The 15,174-nt window shown below is 39.0% G+C and carries 16 protein-coding genes; 9 read left to right on the forward strand and 7 right to left on the reverse strand.

Annotated features, from left to right (window positions below; all coding sequences use genetic code 11):
• Position 1: 1 nt before the first annotated feature.
• The 5 genes from thrS to fos all read right to left on the reverse strand — a co-directional run bounded on the left by thrS (position 2) and on the right by fos (position 4,316).
• A complete protein-coding gene (gene thrS, locus M1F14_RS15980; RefSeq protein ID WP_042844073.1) occupies positions 2-1,930 on the reverse strand; it encodes a threonine--tRNA ligase in 1,929 nt (642 codons plus the stop codon).
• Between the two features lie 257 nt (positions 1,931-2,187).
• Positions 2,188-2,775 carry a hypothetical protein gene (locus M1F14_RS15985; RefSeq protein ID WP_048606987.1) on the reverse strand — a complete coding sequence of 196 codons (588 nt, stop codon included), beginning with the start codon at positions 2,773-2,775 and terminating at the stop codon, positions 2,188-2,190.
• Between the two features lie 73 nt (positions 2,776-2,848).
• Positions 2,849-3,298, reverse strand: coding sequence for an isoprenylcysteine carboxylmethyltransferase family protein (locus M1F14_RS15990; RefSeq protein ID WP_181469331.1), 450 nt, complete (start codon positions 3,296-3,298; stop codon positions 2,849-2,851).
• Positions 3,299-3,398: 100 nt separating this feature from the next.
• Positions 3,399-3,797, reverse strand: a complete 399-nt coding sequence (locus M1F14_RS15995; protein ID WP_042844076.1) for a hypothetical protein — start codon at positions 3,795-3,797, stop codon at positions 3,399-3,401.
• A 105-nt stretch (positions 3,798-3,902) separates the two neighbouring features.
• Positions 3,903-4,316 carry a fosfomycin resistance glutathione transferase gene (gene fos, locus M1F14_RS16000; protein WP_042844077.1) on the reverse strand — a complete coding sequence of 138 codons (414 nt, stop codon included), beginning with the start codon at positions 4,314-4,316 and terminating at the stop codon, positions 3,903-3,905.
• Positions 4,317-4,769: 453 nt separating this feature from the next.
• Between fos and M1F14_RS16005 the strand changes: the two genes are divergently transcribed.
• Positions 4,770-5,474, forward strand: a complete 705-nt coding sequence (locus tag M1F14_RS16005; RefSeq protein WP_181469231.1) for a MarC family NAAT transporter — start codon at positions 4,770-4,772, stop codon at positions 5,472-5,474.
• On the opposite strand, the gene M1F14_RS16010 is transcribed toward M1F14_RS16005, so the two are convergent.
• Complete coding sequence (locus tag M1F14_RS16010) at positions 5,468-6,127, reverse strand: transglycosylase SLT domain-containing protein (protein WP_042844080.1); 660 nt, start codon at positions 6,125-6,127, stop codon at positions 5,468-5,470. The genes M1F14_RS16005 and M1F14_RS16010 overlap by 7 nt on opposite strands.
• 284 nt (positions 6,128-6,411) lie before the next feature.
• Here M1F14_RS16010 and M1F14_RS16015 point away from each other — a divergent pair, with 284 nt between their 5' ends.
• The 5 genes from M1F14_RS16015 (at position 6,412) to M1F14_RS16035 (ending at position 11,193) form a co-directional block, all read left to right on the forward strand.
• Positions 6,412-7,323, forward strand: a complete 912-nt coding sequence (locus M1F14_RS16015; protein ID WP_042844081.1) for a metal ABC transporter substrate-binding protein — start codon at positions 6,412-6,414, stop codon at positions 7,321-7,323.
• Position 7,324: 1 nt separating this feature from the next.
• Complete coding sequence (locus M1F14_RS16020) at positions 7,325-8,215, forward strand: manganese/iron ABC transporter ATP-binding protein (protein ID WP_042844082.1); 891 nt, start codon at positions 7,325-7,327, stop codon at positions 8,213-8,215.
• Positions 8,212-9,102 (forward strand): metal ABC transporter permease, encoded by an 891-nt coding sequence (locus M1F14_RS16025; RefSeq protein ID WP_042844083.1) that lies wholly within the window; start codon positions 8,212-8,214, stop codon positions 9,100-9,102. Before M1F14_RS16020 ends, M1F14_RS16025 begins: the two co-directional genes overlap by 4 nt.
• Positions 9,095-9,961, forward strand: a complete 867-nt coding sequence (locus M1F14_RS16030; RefSeq protein WP_042844084.1) for a metal ABC transporter permease — start codon at positions 9,095-9,097, stop codon at positions 9,959-9,961. Before M1F14_RS16025 ends, M1F14_RS16030 begins: the two co-directional genes overlap by 8 nt.
• Positions 9,962-10,323: 362 nt before the next feature.
• Positions 10,324-11,193: a fructosamine kinase family protein gene (locus tag M1F14_RS16035; RefSeq protein ID WP_042844086.1), complete on the forward strand. Its 870-nt coding sequence runs from the start codon at positions 10,324-10,326 to the stop codon at positions 11,191-11,193.
• 151 nt (positions 11,194-11,344) lie between these two features.
• Here M1F14_RS16035 and M1F14_RS16040 read toward each other — a convergent pair whose 3' ends face one another.
• Complete coding sequence (locus tag M1F14_RS16040) at positions 11,345-11,884, reverse strand: YniB family protein (protein WP_042844087.1); 540 nt, start codon at positions 11,882-11,884, stop codon at positions 11,345-11,347.
• Positions 11,885-12,166: 282 nt separating this feature from the next.
• Here M1F14_RS16040 and hxpB point away from each other — a divergent pair, with 282 nt between their 5' ends.
• The 3 genes from hxpB to M1F14_RS16055 all read left to right on the forward strand — a co-directional run bounded on the left by hxpB (position 12,167) and on the right by M1F14_RS16055 (position 15,172).
• Complete coding sequence (gene hxpB / locus M1F14_RS16045; RefSeq protein WP_042844088.1) at positions 12,167-12,832, forward strand: hexitol phosphatase HxpB; 666 nt, start codon at positions 12,167-12,169, stop codon at positions 12,830-12,832.
• A gap of 191 nt (positions 12,833-13,023) precedes the next feature.
• On the forward strand, positions 13,024-13,599 hold the full coding sequence (locus M1F14_RS16050; RefSeq protein ID WP_042844089.1) for a metal-dependent hydrolase: 576 nt from the start codon (positions 13,024-13,026) through the stop codon (positions 13,597-13,599).
• 181 nt (positions 13,600-13,780) lie between these two features.
• Positions 13,781-15,172: an L-cystine transporter gene (locus M1F14_RS16055; RefSeq protein WP_181469230.1), complete on the forward strand. Its 1,392-nt coding sequence runs from the start codon at positions 13,781-13,783 to the stop codon at positions 15,170-15,172.
• Positions 15,173-15,174: the final 2 nt, after the last annotated feature.

The following is a 15,174-nucleotide window of genomic DNA, read 5'->3' on the forward strand; positions in this document are numbered from 1 at the left end:
CTTATTCCTCCATCTGATTGAGTTGACGACTGCGGATCTCTTCAAGCAGTTTAGTCATGAATTCGTTGACATCAAGGCTACCTAAATCTTTACCACGACGGGTACGTACAGCAACTTTGCCTGATTCAACTTCTTTATCACCACATACTAGCATGTAAGGGACTCGACGCAGCGTGTGTTCGCGGATTTTAAAGCCAATTTTCTCATTACGTAAATCTGCTTTCGCGCGAATGCCAACACTTTGCAGCTTGCTAACTAATTCTTGAACATAATCAGCTTGGCTATCCGTTATGTTCATTACAACCACTTGTTGTGGTGCTAACCATGTTGGGAAAAAGCCTGCGTATTCTTCTGTTAAAATACCAATAAAGCGCTCAAGTGAACCCAATACAGCACGGTGGATCATAACAGGAACGATACGTTCGTTATTTTCGCCTACATAGGAAGCGGTTAAACGGCCCGGCAAGAAGAAGTCTAACTGGACGGTACCGCATTGCCATGCACGGTCAAGGCAGTCATACAGTGTAAATTCAATTTTAGGACCATAGAATGCGCCTTCGCCTGGTTGGTATTCGAATTCAATACCTTTTGATTTCAGAGCGTTAGCTAAGTCTTCTTCCGCTCTGTCCCACATCTCGTCAGTACCGATACGTTTTTCAGGGCGAGTTGATAGTTTCACAACAATCTTTTCAAAACCAAAAGTTGCGTAAACATCATAAATCATTTCAATACAGCTGGTTACTTCACTTAAAATTTGTTCTTCTGTACAGAAGATATGTGCATCATCTTGAGTAAAGCCACGCACACGCATCAAACCATGTAAAGCACCTGATGGCTCATTACGATGACAGCTACCAAATTCTGCCATACGTAATGGTAAGTCACGATAAGATTTCAAACCTTGGTTAAAGATTTGTACGTGACCAGGGCAGTTCATTGGTTTTACACAATACTCACGGTTTTCTGATGAAGTCGTGAACATTGCATCTTTATAGTTATCCCAGTGACCTGTTTTTTCCCACAGTACGCGATCCATCATGAATGGACCTTTAACTTCTTGATAGTTATAAGCTTTCAGTTTCGTACGTACAAAAGTTTCCAGTTCACGGAAAATTGTCCAACCATCATTATGCCAGAACGCCATACCTGGCGCTTCTTCTTGCATATGATATAAATCTAATTGTTTACCGATTTTACGGTGGTCACGCTTAGCGGCTTCTTCTAAACGCAATAAATAGGCTGCCAATTGTTTCTTATCAGCCCATGCGGTACCGTAGATACGCTGCAACATTTTATTGTCGCTGTTACCACGCCAATACGCGCCAGCCACTTTTTGCAATTTGAAGTGGTGACAAAAACGCATATTAGGTACATGTGGACCACGACACATATCAACATATTCTTCATGGTGATATAAACCAGGGCGATCATCTTGGCTAATATTTTGATCCAAGATTTCAACTTTATAGTCTTCGCCGCGGGCAACAAATGTCTCACGAGCTTCGCTCCAAGAAACACGTTTTTTCACCACATCATAATCTGTTTTGGCAAGCTCAAGCATACGCTTCTCTAGCTTTTCCAAATCTTCCTGCGTCAGCGTATGGTCTAAATCGACATCATAATAAAAACCGTTGTCGATAGTTGGACCGATTGCCATTTTGGTGTTTGGCCATAATTGCTTGATGGCATGACCTAACAAGTGAGCACAAGAGTGACGAATAATTTCGAGTCCGTCGTCATCTTTACTCGTAATAATTGACACATTAGCATCATGTTCAATCATTTCACACGCATCAACACGTTCGCCATTAATGCGACCGGCGATACACGCTTTTGCTAGACCCGCGCCAATATCGCGAGCCACGTCCATCACAGAAACAGGATGGTCAAACTGACGCTGACTTCCATCAGGAAGAGTAATAACAGGCATTAAAAAATCCTTATCAGCAGTGGTGACCCACACGCCAGATCACTTGCTTGATTATTCCAAAATTATAAATCAATACGTTACTAACGATTTCTCACTTCACTATGCGAGATATGTACACAATTCTAGTTAAATTAAGATAACATAAATTGATACATCGCGAGTAACTCAACTATCAATGATAACACAGACATAATTTATGGCGATAGCGCAAAGCCGTTTATTGTTCTTCTTCATAAGAAAAATCAATACCTTCCCGATTAAATGGCGAATAATCCATCCAAAGCAGGAAATAGTTTTTCTTTTTCTTTGAAATACACCCTATACCAAAGAGATCCACTAGGCGCCGTTAATTCTTCAATGATTAAGTTACCTTGTTTAAGAGTAATATATCGCTGAATTGATACCCATAACGTATACCCAAGATATACCACTCCAATCAAGGTAAGTATTTGTACATTGATATTATCTAATCCCCATATTTGCCAAAGAATATAGCTACAAAATATAACTTGAATTAAAACCCTAATCATAAATGCATTGCTGAAAAATGACTGGGCGTGCTGTAATGTTGCAAAACAGGGGTTAGCTAATGTCTGCCTTTTCTCTTCAACTGGAATACCTTGGATATAAACCATCCAATCTGATGTATCACTGTTTTTTAGTATTACTCCCTTTTCTTTCATTGCATGTATTTTGAACGATACCAATACTGCCCATCCCACACCAATAACCAGTAAATATGCGATAAAAGTACTTACAGAAAAAAATGCAAGGAACAAGCTAATAACAATCAAACACGCTAACTTACCTGAATTAATCCAAAATGGAGCAACTTGATAATTCATTAATTACCTTAGCCTGTGCGTTATAGAAAAATAGACTCAATCATAGATGAGAATAAGTCTCATTAATATGATTTTATAACCAACGCCTCGTTTGTTTGTGATAACTATCCCATTCTGCTTTAAAGGATTTAGCTAAAAAGTTTTCTTCTTGCGGAATTGTATATAAATCGGTTACTAGCCAGAATACTAAGCCAGAAACTAAGAAATATGGGGAATGTGTTAATAGAGCCAGTGCCAAACTCATGGAAGTAAAAGCCAGATACATGGGGTTGCGGGATAATCGATATGGGCCATTTGTGATGAGGTGCGTTGCCCGCACACTCGGATTAGGCGATGTTTTATGTTTATAAAAATAAAATAAACTTGTTGCCACCCAACTGACACTTTCTAGAGCAACTAAAATCCCTAAAACCCCCAGCCAGCCAGAAAAATACCAATCTAACGCACCTTGTTTAAAAAGAAAATAAACTGCAACGCCATTCACAATTAGCCAATTCAACAATGGAAATTTTAGAATTTTCATCATGCTGCCTTAAACTCAAAAATAAGGTAATCAGCATATTATAAAACAATAGAAAGGCTTTGTATGGGATATTACCAAGCAAAATAACTAACCCAAAAAATTAATTATTAGGCCCTAAAGAGAATACACTTTTTAACCCTTCTAATTTGCTATACTCCTGCTGGCATACAAGGTCACGAACATCTGACGGCATTGCATCAATCCTTGCTTGGATATTCGTCAGTTGCTCATCTAAGCTATTCATACCCTTAATATCTACAATGTCTTGGTTAACTTTAAGGTAGCTTGCAAAGTTTTGCAGATTATCCTCTAAGCTATCACAGACATTATTGCTCACTAAACTTTTAGGTAAAATTGTACTAAGCGATGTTGGCAATAGTTGAGATATAGTTGGATAAATATTTTGTTTCCACTGCTGAGGGAAAACAATCAAAATCATTGCGGTAGCCAAAACCAACAACATTGACGCCCCTGCGAATGTCGCTATGAGTTTTTTCATACCTATTCCTATTTCTTTAATAATTCATTAAAAATAGGATATATCACTCTACGTAAAGCTATTTTTAAAATTAAAAATCATTTGTAAAGAAATTCTCAGGCTTATTTAATAAAATTTCATACCCTCATAAGGGGCTTCTTGGCAGCTTTTTAAACGCTGCAATAAGCCACCCACATGCAGTTCTAATTTGTGCCCATCAGGGTCAAGAAAATAAAATGATTTCCCCTCACTCTTATTTTCTTTCCAAACAATGACATTAGCCTGTTTTAGTTTGGCAACACAGATAGGAAAATCTGCCTCACTAACTGTAAAAGCATAATGAGTGTAATCTGTTTCGGTATGTGAAAAAGATAAGCGTGTTTTATCTAAAGATAAACATAACCATAAATCCCCACAGGAGATATACGCTCCATTTTTCCAACTTGCATGTAGCTTCATACCAAGTAATGATTGATAAAAGAAGATGCTTTTCTCAACATCAGTCACTGCAATGGTTAAATGGTTAATTCCAACTAACATACTATTTTTCATCCTATATGAACGCTAAACGATTTCTTTTAATGAATTTACATAAACTACCAGTAAATAACATTGTAACCGTTACAATCTATAACACATCAACATTAAGACAACCTGTTAATAGATGCCCTTAACCTTTTTATGACCCCCATAAAAAGGTTTTTTTTGCCTATTATAATTGAATACTTTTAGCTCATCCACATATGTCTATGTTATTGATAAAGTTAATTGAGTTATTCACAAAGGAAACTGAGGGTTATCCACAGTTAATGTGAACAACTTTTTCGTCCCAGTACTCATTTGTAGTTTACATAAATTCTTAATCGTATTTTGTTTTAATATTAAAACATTAATCTAGGTAGATATGCTAAGGTACAGATCTATAACAAATTTTGTTATCATCTAAGATAAGGGTACTCATCTATCTAAACTGGGAGCTTGTATTTAATCACTATGACAAATTTCCTCGAGCTATTTCAAGCTGTTGGTATTGGCCTTGTTTTATTGCTTCCACTCGCTAACCCTTTAACAGCGATTGCGGTCATGCTCAGTATTTCCGCAAATATGACCAAAGAGCAACGTGATCACCAATCGTTACTCGCTTCTATTTATGTATTCGCAATTATGACTATAGCCTTTTATGCAGGCCAATTAGTGATGAATACATTTGGTATATCAATACCTGGGCTTCGTATTGCAGGTGGGTTAATTGTTGCATTTATTGGTTTTGGTATGTTATTTCCCAGTAATGATTCAGGAGAAGACCAAACAGCAGCGGCCCTTGATGACCCTAATGTCCCTAAAAAACGCCAAGAGTCACCCAGTATTGCCTTTGTTCCATTAGCAATGCCAAGTACTGCGGGGCCAGGTACTATTGCGATGATCATCAGCTCAACGGCCTCATTGCAAGGGAATGTCAGCTTTGCTCCTTGGGTATTAAAAGTAGCGCCAATACTCACCTTTTTAATTGCGAGTCTAATCGTGTGGATTGGTTTGAGAGGTGCGACATCAATTATGCGATGGTTAGGAAATAGCGGTATTGATGCAATAGCCCGTGTAATGGGTTTCTTATTAATCTGTATGGGAGTGCAATTTGTTATCAACGGTATTGTTGAGATTGTCGCGCAACTCCCACACTTATTGAAGGAATATCAGTAAGACATCGCTAATGCATTGTATGCATTTTTAACTTTCCACAAATAGCGCGGAGCTTGTGGTGCGGGATGCTTAGTTTGAACGTGTTGATAAAACTCTTCAGGTGATAAACTATTAATCATAGCTATTGCCCTACTTTTATCATTATCAAACGTTCTTAATAGTGCCCCTGCGCCATTCACATAAGCCACAACTGTTGCGTAATATAACGTTTGCGGGTGGCTAATACCTGCAAGCTGCTGCTCCCTCAAAATTCGAATATATGCAGTGCCTATATCAATATTTTTTCGAGGGTCTTTTAAATCGCTAGAACTAGGTTCACCGGACTTTCCTTGATAACGATAAGCGTCTCTCCCCGCAGTTGATGCTTTAATTTGCATCAAACCAATCGCATTTGATTTGCTTACAACTTCCGGCCTGAAATTCGACTCTACCTCAATGATGGCCCTAATTAAAGTTTCATCAATACTGTAGCGGGCTGCTGAGTCCCGAATAAATTCATCAAAAGGAGTGCGAGGGAATACACCATTTTGTGTCGTCGCTGGCAAGGTGTTAGGGTTATCCAACATTCGTTGCTTCGCCACTGGTCTATCTGGTTCACTAGAACAACCAGCAAGTAGCAGTAACAGAATAGCCCCGCTAATCATTTTCTTCACTATTATAATCCTCTGCTACTTAAGCCGATGGAAGAATAACTAATCCTAGGAAAAATAAAATTATTTTTACTTAACTTTTACTTCAGGACGTGTTTTAGTCATACAAAATAACAATAAAAACCAGCATTTCATAATGGGTATGTATGTTATTCCACAATATTTGTGTTTATTTACTCAAACGATATTGATTATCATTATCAGTTGGGTTATAAAATGTAATTGTTATAAACCTTAACAACTATATGCTAGAAAACGCTAAACCAATAATGTCAGGGTCAATTTTTATGAAGAAGAATTTATCTCGTTTATCTGCACCTCTAATAACAACCTTATTTGTGCTAACAGCAATTATATTTGCTAGCCAACCCGCCTTTGCGAAAAAGTTTAAAGTTGTTACTACTTTTACAATTATTCAAGACATAGCACAAAATGTAGCTGGTGATGCCGCAATTGTCGAGTCAATAACCAAACCGGGTGCTGAAATTCACGGATATCAGCCAACCCCTAAAGACATAATGAAAGCCTACGATGCGGATTTAATCCTATGGAATGGTATGAATTTAGAAGTTTGGTTCCAACGTTTCTTTGAAAACTTCAAAAATGTCCCTGCTGTCGTGGTAACCGAAGGGATTGAACCCATGCCAATCCGTGAGGGTGAATATAAAGATAACCCGAACCCTCATGCATGGATGTCACCCGCTAACGCTAAAATATATATAGAAAATATCCGTGAAGCCTTAGTGAAATATGATCCTGAAAATGCTGAAATATATAATGCAAATGCCAAAAAATATGCGGCGCAAATTGCAGCACTTGACGCTCCGCTTCGCGAACGTTTAAACCGTATCCCAGAAAACGAACGTTGGTTGGTGTCAAGTGAAGGGGCATTTAGCTATTTAACTAAAGATTATGGCTTTAAAGAGGTTTATTTGTGGCCGATTAATGCTGAAGAGCAAGGTTCTCCACAGCAAGTTAAAAAAGTCATTGATACTGTACGCAAATATAAGATCCCTGTCGTATTTAGCGAAAGTACTATTTCTGATAAGCCAGCTCGTCAGGTCAGTAAAGAAACAGGGGCAAAATATGGCGGTGTATTATATGTAGACTCATTATCCACTGCTGATGGTCCTGTACCCACTTATATTGACCTGTTAAATACGACTGTAGACACGATAGCGAAAGGATTTTCACAGTAATATGAATCACTCTAATCAATTCGAACACCCGAATCTTATCGTCGATGATGCAACTGTAACCTATAACAATGGCCATACAGCTATCTATGACGCAAGCTTCAATATCTCAGGTGGCTCTATTTGTGCTCTCGTTGGCGTAAATGGGAGTGGTAAATCGACGCTGTTTAAAACGATTATGGGGCTAGTCACCCCATCTTCTGGCAGTGTAATGTTAAACGAACAACCCATCAAAGCTGCCTTAAAAGAAAACGTCATTGCTTATGTTCCACAAACAGAAGAAGTTGACTGGAATTTTCCCGTTTTAGTTTCAGATGTTGTGATGATGGGGCGTTACGGAAAAATGGGTTTTTTCCGTATTCCCAAACAAGCAGATAAAGATGCCGTAAAAATGGCGCTAGATAGAGTTGACCTTACAGGGCTTGAGCATCGTCAGATAGGCGAACTCTCCGGTGGTCAAAAGAAACGGGTTTTTCTCGCTCGGGCTCTCGCACAAGAAGGTAAAGTTCTATTACTTGATGAACCGTTTACCGGTGTTGATGTTAAAACAGAAAATGCCATTATCGACCTATTACGCAGTTTGCGGGATGAAGGGCACCTGATTTTAGTTTCAACCCATAATTTAGGGAGTGTTCCTGAATTTTGTGATCATGTGATTTTAATTAATCGCACTGTATTGGCGAGTGGTCCGACCGAAACCACATTTACACAACGAAATTTACAACAAGCCTTTGGTGGGGTCTTGCGCCATATCAACTTGTCAGGTCAAGAACTTCATGACGACGATGACCCGCGTTCTGTTACTGTTATTACCGATGATGAAAGAGCTGCTGTCTTCTATGGTCATGACCATGATGCGCCAGTTCGAAAAAATCAAACTAAGGGTTCCGAATGATTGAAATGTTATTACAGCCCTTTCAATATGACTTTATGGTAAAAGCCATTTGGGTAAGCGCCATTGTCGGTGCAGTCTGTGCTTTTTTATCTGCATATTTGATGTTAAAGGGCTGGTCATTAATGGGAGACGCACTTTCCCACTCCGTTGTTCCAGGCGTGGCTGGTGCTTATGCGTTAGGTTTACCTTATGCTGCGGGGGCTTTCTTTACTGGTATCCTTGCGGCACTTGCCATGACATTAATAAAACATTTAACGCGGTTACGTGAAGATGCTGTCATAGGCTTTATTTTTTCCACATTTTTCGCTGCAGGTTTATTGATTGTTTCTTTAAACCCGACTTCAGTAAATGTGCAAAGTATTATTTTCGGTAATATTTTAGGCATTGCTGATGCTGATGTCTTACAAGTAGAAATTATTATCGGTGTTTCATTCATCGTTTTACTATGTCTATGGAAAGATTTATTAGCCGTCTTTTTCGATGAAAGCCATGCTCGTTCTATTGGGTTAAACCCGTTACGTCTGAAAATTATTTTCTTCACGTTATTAAGTGCTTGTACGGTCGCAGCATTACAAACTGTTGGCGCTATATTAGTTATTGCCATGGTAGTTACCCCAGGAGCAACCGCATATTTATTAACTGATCAGTTTAAGCGCTTACTTATAATTTCAGTTACCATTGGCACAGTCACGAGCGCAGTTGGTGCTTATATCAGCTATTTCCTTAATGGTGCTACTGGTGGTCTTATCGTCACATTACAAACCATTATTTTCCTGCTGGCATTCTTCTTTGCACCTAAACACGGTATTTTTGCTTCACGCCGTAAGGCAAGGAAAGAAGTCGCCCAGCTCCACCAATCACACCAACAAGGAGCATCTCATGAGTGATTTTATTGACGTATTGATGGCTCCGTTTGCATTTCCATTTATGCAAAAAGCACTCGTTACCGCAATAGTCACTGGGACCGTCTGTGCTATTCTCTCGTGTTTTTTGGTGTTAAAGGGCTGGTCACTAATGGGGGATGCTATTTCCCATGCTGTTTTGCCGGGTATTATTATCGCTTCAGTATTAGGTATCCCACTCGCTATTGGGGCATTTGCTTCGGGTTTATTCTGTGCTGTTGCAACAGGTTATTTAAAAGAAAATAGCCGAATAAAAGAAGATACGGTTATGGGGATCGTTTTCTCAGGTATGTTTGCCATTGGTTTGGTTATGTTTGCCAAAATCGATACTGAGCAGCACCTCACACATATTCTTTTTGGTGATATTTTAGGGATAACCAATAGTGAGTTTAAACAGATTTTACTGTTTGCCGGAATCACCATCGCAATTATTTTACTGAAGCGTAAAGACTTTATGCTTTATTGCTTTGATCCAAACCAAGCCCGTGTGATTGGCCTACCCGTCAAGCTGATTCATTATGGTTTACTGTCTTTACTTGCATTAACCATTGTCGCTTCACTGCAAGCTGTTGGGATCATTCTGGTTATTGCCATGCTGATCTCACCGGGAATTATTGCGTTTGTTCTGTGTCGGAGCTTCGGGAAAATGCTCGTTGTCGCGATTATCGCTTCGGTAACATCAAGTGTGATAGGAACTATTCTAAGCTTCCATATCAACGCTACCACTGGGCCAACAATTGTAGTTACTCAAGCAGTTTATTTTGTAATTGCTCTGTTATATAGCAAATTAGTGTTAGCTCGAAAAAGAAACCAAACTAACCCTCAAAGTATGCATACCGCATAATGCATTGAGAGAAAAAATAAAAGCTGAACCGCTGTATGATAAGTTCAGCTTTTTCCTTTCTGAATAAAGATAACATACAAACACTTTGGCATACTGATATCCCTCCTCTTTTATTGATAAAATTATTAACTAACAACACTATTAAAATGGTTAATTATTTTCTCCAGCAGACCTCGGGGTTAATTAATAAAAAACAAGTAAACCGAACCGCCTCTGCAATAACCTAGATTTAGGTTTTATACCTGATAATTATTCAGTTTTTTCGTGATACCCTCTTATTTTTAAACAATTATCACTGTTAATTCCTAAATTATCACTATAGTATTGTATTAATGAATACCAAAGCAGAGGCGAGGTGAGTCATGTGGCAAGCAATGTGTCGTTTATTAAGTGAACACTTAGGTGAGGCAGAGCTACGTAACAAAGTCATTCTCTCTGGTGGTGATATTCACCATACGCTACGAATTGACTACGGCGACCATACCGTGTTCATTAAGCAAAATCGGCGTGAATTTTTACCTTTGTTCAAGCAAGAAGCCGAACAACTTGAAATGCTCGCTAAAAGCCAAACCATAACTGTACCAAAGGTTTATGGTGTAGGTAGTAACAAACACCACAGCTTTCTTCTTCTCGAATATTTTCCTCTTAAACCCTTTGATAGCACCAACGCTTGGCACTTTGGTCAACAATTAGCAAGGTTACATCAATGGGAAGAGCAACCCAGCTATGGGTTTGATTTTGATACCATGCTAAGCACTGTGGTTCAGCCCAATGGTTGGGAAAAGCGCTGGAATTCATTCTTTGCAGAAAAGCGGATTGGCTTACAATTACAACTTGCCTCAGAAAAAGGGATGGTTTTTGCCGATATTCAGCAAATTGTCGATATTGTTAAACACAAGCTAGCAGGTCACCAACCCCAACCCTCTCTTTTACACGGCGATTTATGGCCTGCTAACTGCTCTATCACCCATCAAATTGATGGCGTACTTTATGACCCAGCATGTTATTGGGGAGATAGAGAATGTGATATTGCTATGCTCCCACTATATAAAGAATTACCAATACAAATTATTGATGGCTACCAAAGCGTTTGGCCACTTCCAAATGGTTTTTTAGATAGGCAACCCATTTACCAGTTGTATTATTTAATCAATCAAGCCCATATTTTTGGTAATGAACAAAGTTATCAATTAGCACGTACTATTGTAGATAACCTACTCAACGAAAAATAACTTTTTAGCAACTCTAATCACAAAGTATCAACCAGCCAAATAAGTTGCGTTATGAATTAGCGGTAAATACTGATATCTCGGGGAGCATACCTAAGTATGTGCCCCGAGTCGCTAAACACAGCTAACACTCTCATAACGTAAAATTTGAAAATCACCAGTTCAAGAAACGTAATAGAAAATACAAGGCAATTCCTAAAACAATAGGCCAAAAATAAAGAATAAAAAATTGTGTAAAAATAGTGTGCCGTGGAATAGTCACTTTTGCTTCGAGTTCTTCTTTGGAAATTTCTAACCCCTTCGCTTTTTCTATAATCACGTGGTCTTCTAAGCTTTCGCGGATAAATTTAATTTGCCGGTACATACGTAAACCTGAAGCACTAAGCGCTAGCCCAACAAAAATAAAGATAAAAATAATGATAAAACCAATATTGCTACCTGAAAAGCCATTCGCGACTTGAGGCACTGGTGAGTTATTCCAAAAGAAATTTAAAAACGGTGTCGTTTGACGTACCATTTCAGCCATTAATTTAATAAAGTCATTGGCAACCGCATTAATGCCTTCACCTGCAAGCCCTTTCATGCCAGCAAGTTTAATTAAAGACGCTAACGTCGAAATTAATGCTACCAGAAAAACAACCCACCCAAAAATACGTTTGCCGATCGCGACATAATTGGCATTGTGGTAATTCATTACTGCTTTTCCTCAGAGTTATTATTCTTGATAAACTTTCATGGCTAATAATAGCTGAAATAATGAAATGCCTCCAAATTTCAATTCATTATTGATAGTAATAATTCGACTTTCAGAATGTTCAACATACTAACATCCTGGGTTCAAGGCGATTTATCGCGCAGAATGCCTAATTATCTTGCCATAAAGCTGATAATACTGATGTCAATTAATACGAATATTAGCCCTTTGCTGGTACTATAGTTGGCTCGTTAATTAATACGACCTGAATGGAGTTTTGATATGTACCATAACCTTCCCATCCAATCGGTTATTTTTGATATGGATGGTTTATTGATCGACTCGGAACCTTTCTGGGCACAGGCTGAACTTGAAGTTTTTTCACAACTTGGTGTCGACGTTTCAATTGCAGATACCCTGCCTGATACACTGGGTTTACGTATTGACCATGTGGTTGAACTTTGGTACCACGCTTCCCCTTGGCAAGGATGTAGCCAAGAAGAAGCCAAACAACGAATTATTGACCGAGTTGTTGGCTTAGTTGAAGAAACTCGCCCCATTTTGCCAGGCGTACAACATGCGATGGAACTTTGCCGCTCGATGGATCTAAAAATAGCCCTCGCTTCAGCTTCCCCCCTGTACATGTTAGAAAAAGTGTTAAACTTACTGGATATTCGTGACTACTTTTCTGCCGTCGTTTCCGCAGCGGATTTACCGATGAGTAAACCACACCCAGAAGTTTACCTTAAAGCAGCCTCTGAATTATCAACTAAACCAATTAATTGTGTTTCATTGGAAGACTCTTTTAACGGTATGATTTCTGCGAAGGCTGCAAGAATGCGCTCTATTGTTGTGCCTGATAGCCAGCATTTTAATGACCCTCGCTTTGGCTTAGCCGATATCAAACTCACCTCTTTGAATGAGTTAAAGGCTGAGCATTTACGTTAAGAATCAGTATGTTGATTAATTATCACTCACCCCTGCCTACTTAGGTAGGGGATTTGCTTAAAAATATAAAATCCTTTCCTTATTTGCTAATAAATAAGAGTTTTTTTACCTTTCTGCCTCTATCATATTCTTTTCAAACACTTTATACTGCCAATTAACTGTATAGATAAACAGATGGTATTTTATCCACCATGACTGCTGAAGGGCATCTGCTTTTTTCCGTCGCCTCTTTAATAATGGCCCATAAACTTCAACTCACCCCTGAGCTTGCTCAAGGTGATTGGCTACACATGGTTCCGGGTGCATTATTAGGCGCGTTATTGCCCGATATTGACCACCCTTCATCTCTTCCCGGCAGGTTGCTACGCATTTTTTCATTACCAATTTCTAAACTCTGCGGTCACCGGGGTTTTACTCATAGCTTAGTTGCATGGTTACTAGTAATGGCAGCTTGTTATCAATGGATGCCAGTAGAATGGCAAGTGCCAAATGACCTTATTCAAGCCTTTTTATTAGGTTACCTCAGCCACCTAATCGCCGATATGCTTACACCATCTGGTGTACCGTTTTTATGGCCATTACCTCAACGTTTTTGTTTTCCCATCATTCGAGGGAAAAATAGCAAACGAACAGAGCGTTTTATTGCTGTTATTTTGACGGTTTGTGCCTGTTTTTTGCCTATTGGATACCAACTGGATTTTTATAGCCAAATTGAGAATGTGATAAAATACATTCATTATCAGTTAGATACTCACTTTGCTATCTAAATTAAAGTTTTGTCATATACTGTAAGTATGAATAATACTATCTTATTACTATTTGATATAAGAAATGTGCTTTTTCTATTGATAACATATAACCAGTTGTTTGAAGCAACTAAATCCTTATAACCATTAAGGATTAAAGGGCAAGTAACATACCTTATAAAAATATGATTTGGAGTTCGGAATGAATATTCCTCTAATTATTAATGTGCTCGGCTTTGTAGCACTGCTAATACTGTTGGCAAAACTGGGAGCTAAAGGCTGGAGCCTATCTAAAAAAGTGTTAGTAGGTCTGGTTTTTGGTGTCGCCTATGGCGTTATACTGCACCTAGTTTATGGCAGTGGTCATCAAACGGTAAAAGACTCCATTCTATGGTTTAATATTGTTGGTAATGGTTATGTTCAGCTATTACAAATGGTAATTATGCCATTAGTGTTTGCTTCAATTTTAAGCGCAGTAGCAAGGCTACATAAAGCGTCATCACTGGGTAAAATTAGTTTTTTAACCATTGGTACATTGTTGTTTACCACGGCTATTGCCGCATTAGTTGGTATTTTAATTGCTAACGTATTTGGTTTGACTGCTGAAGGCCTAGTCCAAGGCCAGCCAGAAACAGCCCGCCTATCCGCTATTGAAAGTAACTACATTGGTAAAGTCTCTGACTTAACTGTACCTCAGTTAATCTTATCCTTTATCCCTAAAAACCCATTCGCAGATTTAACCGGTGCTAATCCAACATCGATAATCAGTGTCGTTATCTTTGCTGCCTTTTTAGGGGTAGCCGCTTTACAACTGTTTAAAGATGACAAAGAGCGCGGTGAAAAAGCATTAGCAGCAATTGATGTATTACAAGCATGGGCGATGAAGTTAGTTCGCTTAGTGATGCGTTTAACCCCTTATGGTGTTATGGCGCTAATGATTAAAGTGGTTGCGAGTTCGAATCTTCACGACATTATTAACTTGGGTACTTTCGTTGTCGCATCCTATGTGGCACTAGCCATCATGTTTGTTGTACACGGTATATTGGTTACCTCTACCGGCTTAAACCCAATTAAATTCTTTAAGAAGGCAGGCCCTGTATTAACATTTGCATTTACGAGCCGTTCGAGCGCAGCAAGTATTCCATTAAATATTGAAACACAAACTCGTCGTTTCGGTATTCCTGAATCTATTGCCAGTTTCTCTGCCTCTTTTGGGGCAACCATTGGTCAAAATGGTTGTGCCGGTATTTACCCTGCTATGTTAGCCGTCATGGTGGCACCAACAATGGGGATTAACCCATTTGATCCCCTCTGGATCGCAACGTTAGTTGGTATTGTCACAATCAGTTCAGCGGGGGTTGCTGGTGTCGGTGGTGGCGCAACATTCGCAGCATTAATTGTGTTGCCAGCAATGGGGCTACCCGTCACTTTAGTCGCACTATTAATCTCTGTTGAACCATTAATTGATATGGGTCGTACCGCATTAAACGTCAGTGGTTCAATGACCGCCGGTACGGTGACGAGCCAACTTATGGGAGAAACGGATAAAACCGTATTTAACCAAGACGATGATGGCGAATTAAAACATGTCTAGTT

The organism is Providencia sp. PROV003 (assembly GCF_045040775.1).
GTDB classification, from domain to species: Bacteria; Pseudomonadota; Gammaproteobacteria; order Enterobacterales; family Enterobacteriaceae; genus Providencia; species Providencia huashanensis.

Coding starts and splice junctions, on each gene's coding strand:
- thrS (WP_042844073.1), bottom strand. CDS start 1,930: ATGCCTGTTATTACTCTTCCTGATGGAAGTCAGCGTCAGTTTGACCAT.
- M1F14_RS15985 (WP_048606987.1), bottom strand. CDS start 2,775: ATGAATTATCAAGTTGCTCCATTTTGGATTAATTCAGGTAAGTTAGCG.
- M1F14_RS15990 (WP_181469331.1), bottom strand. CDS start 3,298: ATGAAAATTCTAAAATTTCCATTGTTGAATTGGCTAATTGTGAATGGC.
- M1F14_RS15995 (WP_042844076.1), bottom strand. CDS start 3,797: ATGAAAAAACTCATAGCGACATTCGCAGGGGCGTCAATGTTGTTGGTT.
- fos (WP_042844077.1), bottom strand. CDS start 4,316: ATGTTAGTTGGAATTAACCATTTAACCATTGCAGTGACTGATGTTGAG.
- M1F14_RS16005 (WP_181469231.1), top strand. CDS start 4,770: ATGACAAATTTCCTCGAGCTATTTCAAGCTGTTGGTATTGGCCTTGTT.
- M1F14_RS16015 (WP_042844081.1), top strand. CDS start 6,412: ATGAAGAAGAATTTATCTCGTTTATCTGCACCTCTAATAACAACCTTA.
- M1F14_RS16020 (WP_042844082.1), top strand. CDS start 7,325: ATGAATCACTCTAATCAATTCGAACACCCGAATCTTATCGTCGATGAT.
- M1F14_RS16025 (WP_042844083.1), top strand. CDS start 8,212: ATGATTGAAATGTTATTACAGCCCTTTCAATATGACTTTATGGTAAAA.
- M1F14_RS16030 (WP_042844084.1), top strand. CDS start 9,095: ATGAGTGATTTTATTGACGTATTGATGGCTCCGTTTGCATTTCCATTT.
- M1F14_RS16035 (WP_042844086.1), top strand. CDS start 10,324: ATGTGGCAAGCAATGTGTCGTTTATTAAGTGAACACTTAGGTGAGGCA.
- M1F14_RS16040 (WP_042844087.1), bottom strand. CDS start 11,884: ATGAATTACCACAATGCCAATTATGTCGCGATCGGCAAACGTATTTTT.
- hxpB (WP_042844088.1), top strand. CDS start 12,167: ATGTACCATAACCTTCCCATCCAATCGGTTATTTTTGATATGGATGGT.
- M1F14_RS16050 (WP_042844089.1), top strand. CDS start 13,024: ATGACTGCTGAAGGGCATCTGCTTTTTTCCGTCGCCTCTTTAATAATG.
- M1F14_RS16055 (WP_181469230.1), top strand. CDS start 13,781: ATGAATATTCCTCTAATTATTAATGTGCTCGGCTTTGTAGCACTGCTA.